An 8,516-nucleotide genomic window follows, 5' to 3' on the forward strand; every position below is an offset into this window, starting at 1 on the left:
TTGAGGGTAAAGAATACATTACATGCTCATTGGCTATCCCGGTAAGGTGTCCGTATTGCTCAGGAAAACTCGTGATCAAGCCATATAATACCCATGCCCGGCTAAAATTGAGCCCATCTAAATGTACCAGCTTTCCGTCAGTCCTGTCACTCACTTCTCCAGGATCCAATGTAAAATCAGGATTTTCAAGGTCAGGCATAAAGGCTTCCAGCCACACCAAGAAATCATCGGCAGGCATCACCTTTCTCATGATATCCAGTTCTTGAAAACAGGGTGAAAGAAAATCAAAACCACTGGGTTCCCATCCCATTGGACAATCTCTATCCTGCCCAAACCAATGATAGGCCCTTTCCCTAATCAGTTCTGTTAATTGCTTTTGATCTGCAATCAAGGCGTAATCAAAAGCCAGCGAAAGCCCAAAAGCGATATTGCTATGTTCACCAACACGGATTGGATAAATCAATTTGGGTAAAAAATCGATGTATTTTTCAACCATCAAATCTGTCAAGGGCTGAAGATTCCCTTCCAGTTCTCTTGCCAAAGGATCATCCCATTTTAAAAGTTCCTCTGCCAATTTCAGGATCCAAGCCCAACCATACGTTCTTTCAAAACTACTGTTTTGAGGCATGTGGAAATATGCCACTTCCTGCTCAATATTCTCCTTACTGATATTTTGAGACAATTTTTTTCTGATCAATTCAGTATCTTCTAAGTCCGGAAATTCTCTCAACAAGCTTACCAGCATCCAATGTCCATGCACACTTGAATGCCAGTCAAAGCATCCGTAAAAAGCAGGATGGAGTGCTTTAGGACCTTTTAAAAATGATTCGTCTTCTAATGTCTGATTCAATTTATTGGGGTATTCCACCTGCATACAATGAAGGGGGAGTTTCGAAAGTCGATTGGCTTCTTCCAGGCTGAGTTTAACAGGTTGTGGTATTGCCTGTTGACCGAAACAGTAATGCCATGTAATATTCAAACATATAATGAAAAACAGGAATGGGTAGATTTTTTTCATAAAAGACAGATTAAGAATTTTTGAAGTTAAGAGATTAATCCACTTTTTAAAAGGAGAAATCCTTACTTTTGAAATAGATCTTTTATTCTTTTGAATTCAGTTTTTCAACAATTATCTATCCTATGGGCAAAATAGAAGACTTTAGGGCACACCTCGAACAAGGTTATAATTTCAAAGGCCAATCCATTGTTTTAGGTACAGGTATACTTGATCTGGAACCTGTAAAAGGGGCACAGGTTAAGATTCCTTTAAAAACCATGAACAGGCATGGTTTGATAGCTGGTGCTACCGGTACAGGGAAAACCAAAACACTTCAGGTAATTGCAGAACAGCTTTCCCTCAATGGTGTTCCCTCGGTGTTGATGGACCTTAAAGGGGATCTATCCGGGTTGGCTCGGCCAGGCACCTTCAACAGCCATATTGAAAAGAGGTCTCAACTTATTGAGGTGGATTATGAAGGGATGGGCTTGCCAGTAGAGTTGATGTCCATCAGTGATGAAAAAGGTGTCAAACTCAAAGCTACGATTTCTGAATTTGGACCGGTATTGATGTCCCAAATTCTTGAACTCAATGATACTCAGCGCGGCGTAATGGCTCTGATTTTTAGATACTGTGATATAAATCACCTGCCCTTATTGGATCTAAGGGATCTCAAAAAAGTACTTCAATATGTAATCAATGAAGGTAAAGAAGAAATTAGCAAAGAATTTGGTGCTGTTTCATCAGCTACGGTAAATACCATCATGCGGAAAATCATTGAATTGGAACAGCAAGGTGCGGAGAACTTCTTTGGTGAACTCTCTTTTGAGGTCAATGATTTCGTCCGAAATGTCAACGGTAGGGGAGTAGTCTCCATTATAAGGCTAACCGATATTCAAAACCGGCCCAAGCTCTTTTCTACTTTTATGTTGAGTCTGCTATCTGAAATTTATGAGACCTTTCCTGAACAGGGAGATTCAGAAAAACCCAAGCTTTGTCTTTTTATAGATGAAGCACATTTGGTTTTTTCCAATGCTTCTAAGGATCTTATAGATAAAATAGAAGCAATAGTGAAATTAATCCGTTCCAAAGGAGTTGGAGTATATTTTTGCACCCAGACACCAACGGATGTCCCTGAAAGAATTCTTGGGCAATTAGGACTTAAAATCCAGCACGCTTTGCGGGCATTTACGGCTAAGGATAGAACAGCAATCAGGAAAACTGCAGAAAATTACCCTATTTCAGATTTTTACAAAACAGATGAAGTCCTGACATCTATGGGAATTGGTGAAGCACTTGTTACAGCGCTCAATGAAAAAGGTATTCCCACTCCATTGGCGCATACCCTTCTGAGGGCACCTATTTCCCGAATGGATATTTTGGCTGAAGAGGAAATTAATCAATTGGTAGAAAGGTCCCATTTGGTAAGTAAATATAATGTGATGATCGACCGACAAAGTGCATTTCATCTTTTGGATAAGAAAATTACGGAAGCTGAAAAGCATGCCGAAAAGGAAAAAGTCCAAACTCCTCCTACTAAGAGAGGTAGACCTGCCAAAGAAACAACCCTGCTGGAAGATTTGAGCAAGAATACGATGATGAGACAATTAGGAAGAACGGTTTTTAGGGAAGTCACAAGAGGTATAATGGGCTCTATTACTGGTAAAAAAAGGAGATAATTTAAAGTGAATAAATTAAAAATAGGGGTAATAGGCGCAGGAGCTGCAGGTTATTTCGCCGCTATACATGCTGCAGGTTCTCAGACAGAAGTTTTCCTTCTGGAAAAGACCTCCAAGACTTTGGCCAAGGTGAAAATCTCAGGAGGAGGTAGGTGCAATGTAACCCACAATGCTCTTGAAGTGTCCAAGCTTTCTAAGAATTACCCTAGAGGAGAAAAATTCCTAAAAAAAGTATTCCGGCACTTTTCTGTCAAAGATACCATTGATTGGTTTGAAAGTAGGGGAGTAAAACTAAAAGTAGAATCTGATGGAAGGATGTTTCCCGTTTCTGATTCTTCTCAAAGCATTATAGATGCGCTGGAAAAAGAAGCTGAAAAACTTAAGGTGGCTGTTCTTAAAAGTTTTAATGTACACAAGATTTCAATATCAAAGGGAATGTTTGAAGTCAGTGATGGCAAGAGAGAATTAATTTTTGATAGATTGATCATATGCTCGGGAGGAAATCCCAAAAAAGAAGGATTCAATTACATTCAGCAATTAGGGCATGCTATTGTTCCACCTATTCCATCTTTATTCACTTTCAATACTCCCCAAGAACCTCTGCGAAAGCTTATGGGAATATCTGTTCCAAATGCCCACGTACGCCTGGAGAGTACCAAGCTCTCTTATGAAGGACCTTTGTTGATTACACACTGGGGAGTGAGCGGTCCAGCAGTATTGAAGCTTTCGGCCTTCGGAGCTCAATGGCTATATGAGCATGAATACCAAACGAATGCCCATATAAGGTGGAATGCATCACACTCTGAAAGTGATATTGAAAAACATCTTATTAATTTTAAAATCCAGCATCCCAAAAAGAAAATTTCGAAAAATCCCTTATTTGATTTGCCATCACGGCTTTGGGAACATCTCACCCAAACTGCTGAAATCGAAGAAAATTTGCTTTGGCAGGACATTTCAAAAAAATATTTTAATAGATTGGTTCAAAATCTTTTTTGTTATATTGTTGCCGTTAAAGGAAAGACAACATTTAAAGAAGAATTTGTGACGGCCGGTGGAGTTGATATATCTGAAGTTAACCCTGAAACTATGGAAAGCAGAATCATAAAAGGGCTGTTTTTTGCCGGAGAAGTATTAAATATTGACGGAATAACCGGTGGCTTTAATTTTCAGGCCGCTTGGAGTACTGGATACTTGGCAGGAAGCAATGTGAATCATCCAAAATAACATGCAACAAACACCACCTGTGAGTTTTGATAAAATCGAAGAAATGACCGAAGGAGACGCTGAGTTTAAAGCAGAGTTGGTTTCGGCTATTTATTTTTCTTTACAAGAACTCAGAGATAAGTACATTGAAGGTGCTGAAAATCAAGATCAGGTAATTATTCAGGAAATCAGACACAAAGTAAAGCCATCTCTTGCTTTATTTGACATGACATTATTAAGTGAAATTATTCTGGATGGTAAGGAGATCATTGAAGAGCAAGGTTTCAACGAAGCTTTTATGGTCCATTTTGATAAATTTTTAGATGCAGTTCAGGATGCCATAGATTATGTCAGGCCTCATGTTACTGACATAGAGGATGAGGCCTGATATAAACTAGATCAACTGGATCAAGTCCACGAGCCTATTCGAGTAACCGGCTTCATTGTCGTACCAACCTACAATCTTCACTAAATTTCCTTTTGCAGAAGTCAGCCCTGAGTCAAATATGCAGGAATGGGGATTGCCTATGATATCAATGGACACAATAGGGGCATCCACATATTCCAGAATACCTTTTAACTCATTTTTAGCTGCATTTTCAAATAGCTTATTGACTTCATCGGTCGTCGTTTCCCTTTCCAATAATACAATCAAATCTGTCAGAGAACCATCAGGAACAGGAACTCTCATGGCAGAAGCTTCAATCTTACCTTTCAGATGGGGCAATACTATTTCCATGGCCTTAGCTGCATGTGTAGTGGTGGGGATTATGGAATAAGCAGCGGCTCTTGCCCTTCTCAAATCGCGGTGAGGAGCATCATGAAGGTTTTGGTCATTTGTATAAGAATGGACTGTAGATACAAATCCCTTTACTATTCCAAAATGATCATCCAGAAGCTTCACCATTGGGGCAAGACAGTTTGTAGTACAAGATGCATTGGAAACCACATCCGATTCATTCTCTAAAACCTCATTATTAACTCCCAGCACCACAGTTGGTACATGTTCATCTTTTGAGGGAGCTGTGATGATTACCTTTTTGGCTCCGGCTTTTAGATGACCCTCTGCCAGTTTTCTTTCTGTGAACCTTCCCGTAGATTCCAGGACAATATCTATATCCAATTCCCTCCATGGGATTCTTGAAGGATCCTTTTCAGCAAAAATTTTAATGGTTTTCCCTTTGGTTACGATGTTGCCATTGAGGACTTCTACCTTATGGGGGTATTTCCCATGAATAGAATCGTATTGGATCAGGTGAGCTAGAGTTTCTGGATCTGTCAGGTCATTAACTGCTACCAAATCCACACCCTCTTTTTCTAAAATCAATTTAATGGCCAAACGGCCTATTCTGCCGCATCCATTTACAGCAACTCTTTTATTTTTCATGTAATAGTGGTGACTAATTTTATCAGATGCGAAATTAATAAAGTTGTTCTTCAATGACTAAAAATATTTTTCCAGCTTATTTTCAGAGTTTTGGAGTTGGAAACCAAATATTTTTTGGCTGTGTTTTGCATTGTAGATTTAAGCCTCTATATTTGCATCACCTTACGAAAATGAGGTTCCCCAAAATCAAAATGGTCGATTCGTCTAGGGGTTAGGACGCATCCCTTTCACGGATGAAACACGGGTTCGATTCCCGTATCGACTACGAACAATTGATGTTTTTCATCGTTCTGAGTGACTAGAAGGACTTTCGGGTCCTCAACATGAGGAATTTGTTTTATGGTTGTTAGTGGTTAAAGTGAGTGAAAACCCGGTCTTTTAGGCCGGGTTTTTCATTATATATTTATACCAATACCAGGCCTTCTTCCTGAAGCACTTCCCAAAGTTCTGATTCAAGAAAGGCTCCAAAATCGTCCAACCCTAGACTTTCATAAAACTTTTGAAATTCGCTTAAAACCATTTCCTTTTTTTCAGGTAATGGAATACATTTTTCTAACATGATGATTATTTTTTCACCTATTTCTTTCTCAATGTCTAATTCTCTGACCTGAGATTTACTGGTAAAAATAAGTTTCCATCGCTCTTTTTGTTTTCCTTTTCTATGTGTATAATATTTCTCCATTTCAGGAATAGTGCTGAGCCAAATCAGTTTTGAGCTTGGTCTGATGGTCAGAGATGTTTCTTGTTGTATAGATCGCCAGATAAAATTTTTATGAACTGTTGTTTTAGGAACTCTAAACCCAAACCATTCCTGTAAAGGGAAATCATAACCCAAACCATGCATGAAATTGAACAGTGCTTTTTTTAACCCATCGCTGAATTTCTCATGTGTTGTTCCTTTGGGATCTTCATGGGCAAGGTCATTATCCGCAAAAAGCCCTTTTTCAGGTCCTATTCTTACAACATCATATGCTTCAGGCTGCATACCTATGGGGGCATGGGAAGTCATGGCAAATAGATGCCAAAAGCCGGATTGCAAAACATTATTCATGAATAGCTGCCTGACCATCTCAAGGCTGTCAATAGTTTCCTGAGCTGTTTGGGTAGGAAATCCGTACATCAGGTAGGCATGAACCATAATTCCGGAATTAGTAAAATTATGTGCCACCCTTGCCACCTGCGCTACAGTAACTCCTTTTTGCATCAAAGTAAGTAACCTGTCAGAGGCAACCTCCAGTCCTCCGGATACAGCAATGCAACCTGAAGCTTTCAATAACCTGCACAGGTCCAAAGTAAACCTTTCTTCAAAACGTATATTGGTCCACCAGCTGATTTTGAGATTTCTTTTCAAAATTTCAATAGCCAATTCCCGCATTAAGGCTGGGGGAGCAGCCTCATCTACAAAATGAAATCCAGTTTCCCCAGTTTGTGATATCAGCTCTTCAATTCTATCGCAAATGATACTGGCATTTATGGGCTCATAGTTTTTTATGTAATCCAGTGAAATATCACAAAAAGTACATTTTTTCCAATAGCAGCCATGTGCCATGGTTAGTTTATTCCACCTTCCGTCAGACCACAACCTGTGCATGGGGTTTGCCATTTCGATCACTGACAGGTATTTCTTCAAGTGAAGACCTGTATAATCCGGAGTTCCTGTTTTGCTGAAAGAAATATCTACTTCTTTGGATGTATTGATATATTTCACCTCTCCATCCTCATATACAAAGGTCCTTTTCAATCCACTTAAAGTCCTTTTTCCTTGTAAGTATTCCAACAGACAACTCAAAGGCCGCTCGCCATCATCCAAAGTAATAAAGTCGAGATATTTGAAAATTCTTGGTTCCTTCAAAGATCTCAATTCGGTATTTGGGTAGCCACCTCCCATGGCAATTTTGACATGGGAATGATTTTCTTTGATGTATTTTCCTGCCCTCAAAGCCGCATATAGATTCCCGGGAAAAGGAACAGAAAAACAGACTAAATCAGGGATTTTATGTGCAAAAAGCTCATCCAAGGCTTCAAAAAGAAACAAATCCGTAAAACTAGGTTCTTGAAGCAATGCTTCTTCTATGGGGTCAAAATGCACTGCTGACCTTCCCAATCTTTCCGCATACCTGCTAAAACCAAAATTGGGATCCAGACACTCCTGAATGAGATCACTCAAATCTTCCAAATATAGAGTCGCTAAATGCCTTGCCTTATCCTGTAAGCCTAAAGTCCCAAAAGCCCATTCCAAATCTTCCAATTGCTCAAAGCGTGAAGCTTGCGGTAAGAATTCCTCATCACAAATATTATAGGCAAGGGTTGGATTGGTAAATTGTAAAAAACTTATAACAGGATCAATGGTCGCTAAGTACTCATGCCTCAAACGAATTATTCTTTTTGAGTTCTTTGAAAACTTTCCCAAGTCCAGTGATAAAATGGTATCAAATACTTTTGATAGACCAGCTTTTGAAAACATTTTTAGAATCACATTTATACCAAGATCTGCCTGTACAGATCTGACTTGAATTGTATTCAAGTACCCCTTAATATATGCTGTAGCAGGGTAGGGGGTATTGAGCTGGGTAAATGGAGGGGTAAGGAGTAATATGGAACTTGACACAGATTTTTCTTTGTCCCAAAGTTCATGAATTTTCAGGATTAATGTCCCATTAAATAAAAAAAGTACTGCCCAAAGCCAAGGCAGTACTTTCTGAAACATGGTTTACTATGCTTGCTTAAATTTTATCACCAAAGAAAATGGCATTCAGGAAAAGCTTATTTGTTCCAAACCAAGTACCTCTGAAATTAGGATTATCAATAAAATGAATAACCCTACCACTTCCTACAGGACTGACCATTACACTTGCACTCTGTTTGATTTTCTCAAGATTTGCAGGGGAAATATAGCCTCCCATCAAAGGGTTTTCAGCATACCTGACAGGAGTTTGATACTTGTCTTTGGAGGGCTTAAAGAAAATAGTGGAGTTTCGGTAAACAGGAATTTCACCATTTCTATAACCAAAACCCAATGGGTGGCTAATGTCCAATTTGGCCTTGTAAATGCTTCCACCGATTGCTTTAGCTCCTTCAAAGTCCCTTCTGGAGCCAAAAGGAACAAAGTCAGGCTCTTTTTCGCTTTCCATTTGAAGATATTCCTCCTTGACGATTTCCTGTGATTGGAGCCATTGGCTGGCCATTCTCAATGAAATAATGGTTCCACCTCTATTCAACCAATCCTTGATATGGGCTATCTGAGAAG

Annotated in this window: 6 protein-coding genes, 1 tRNA gene and 1 pseudogene; 4 read left to right on the top strand and 4 right to left on the bottom strand. The window is 39.3% G+C overall.

Annotated features, from left to right (window positions below; all coding sequences use genetic code 11):
• A partial coding sequence (locus tag EA341_RS16600) for a DUF2891 domain-containing protein (protein WP_293016289.1) occupies positions 1 to 1,018 on the bottom strand: 1,018 nt, incomplete at its 3' end.
• A 122-nt stretch (positions 1,019 to 1,140) separates the two neighbouring features.
• On the opposite strand from EA341_RS16600, the gene EA341_RS16605 reads away from it, so the two are divergent.
• The 3 genes from EA341_RS16605 to EA341_RS16615 are packed head-to-tail and all read left to right on the top strand — an operon-like array spanning position 1,141 to position 4,270.
• Positions 1,141 to 2,676, top strand: coding sequence for a helicase HerA-like domain-containing protein (locus tag EA341_RS16605; RefSeq protein ID WP_293016290.1), 1,536 nt, complete (start codon positions 1,141 to 1,143; stop codon positions 2,674 to 2,676).
• Positions 2,677 to 2,682: 6 nt separating this feature from the next.
• The gene (locus EA341_RS16610) at positions 2,683 to 3,903 is read left to right on the top strand and encodes an NAD(P)/FAD-dependent oxidoreductase (RefSeq protein ID WP_293016291.1); all 1,221 of its coding nucleotides are present in this window, start codon (positions 2,683 to 2,685) and stop codon (positions 3,901 to 3,903) included.
• A gap of 1 nt (position 3,904) precedes the next feature.
• Positions 3,905 to 4,270: a hypothetical protein gene (locus EA341_RS16615; protein WP_293016292.1), complete on the top strand. Its 366-nt coding sequence runs from the start codon at positions 3,905 to 3,907 to the stop codon at positions 4,268 to 4,270.
• A gap of 6 nt (positions 4,271 to 4,276) precedes the next feature.
• Here EA341_RS16615 and gap read toward each other — a convergent pair whose 3' ends face one another.
• Positions 4,277 to 5,269, bottom strand: coding sequence for a type I glyceraldehyde-3-phosphate dehydrogenase (gap, locus tag EA341_RS16620; protein ID WP_293016293.1), 993 nt, complete (start codon positions 5,267 to 5,269; stop codon positions 4,277 to 4,279).
• A 193-nt stretch (positions 5,270 to 5,462) separates the two neighbouring features.
• Here gap and EA341_RS16625 point away from each other — a divergent pair.
• A tRNA-Glu gene (locus EA341_RS16625) sits at positions 5,463 to 5,534 on the top strand.
• 138 nt (positions 5,535 to 5,672) lie between these two features.
• Here the strand turns inward: EA341_RS16625 and EA341_RS16630 are convergent.
• Together EA341_RS16630 and EA341_RS16635 are read right to left on the bottom strand one after the other, a co-directional pair.
• Positions 5,673 to 7,877, bottom strand: coding sequence for a radical SAM protein (locus EA341_RS16630; protein WP_293016294.1), 2,205 nt, complete (start codon positions 7,875 to 7,877; stop codon positions 5,673 to 5,675).
• 115 nt (positions 7,878 to 7,992) lie between these two features.
• Positions 7,993 to 8,516: pseudogene (locus EA341_RS16635) on the bottom strand (zinc carboxypeptidase); the annotation flags it as partial.

The sequence above is a fragment of the Mongoliibacter sp. genome, assembly GCF_007692705.1.
Taxonomy (GTDB): Bacteria; Bacteroidota; Bacteroidia; order Cytophagales; family Cyclobacteriaceae; genus Mongoliibacter.

Bases quoted from the DNA above. Each gene is read 5' to 3' on its own strand.
- EA341_RS16605 (WP_293016290.1), top strand. From the start codon at position 1,141: ATGGGCAAAATAGAAGACTTTAGGGCACACCTCGAACAAGGTTATAAT.
- EA341_RS16615 (WP_293016292.1), top strand. From the start codon at position 3,905: ATGCAACAAACACCACCTGTGAGTTTTGATAAAATCGAAGAAATGACC.
- gap (WP_293016293.1), bottom strand. From the start codon at position 5,269: ATGAAAAATAAAAGAGTTGCTGTAAATGGATGCGGCAGAATAGGCCGT.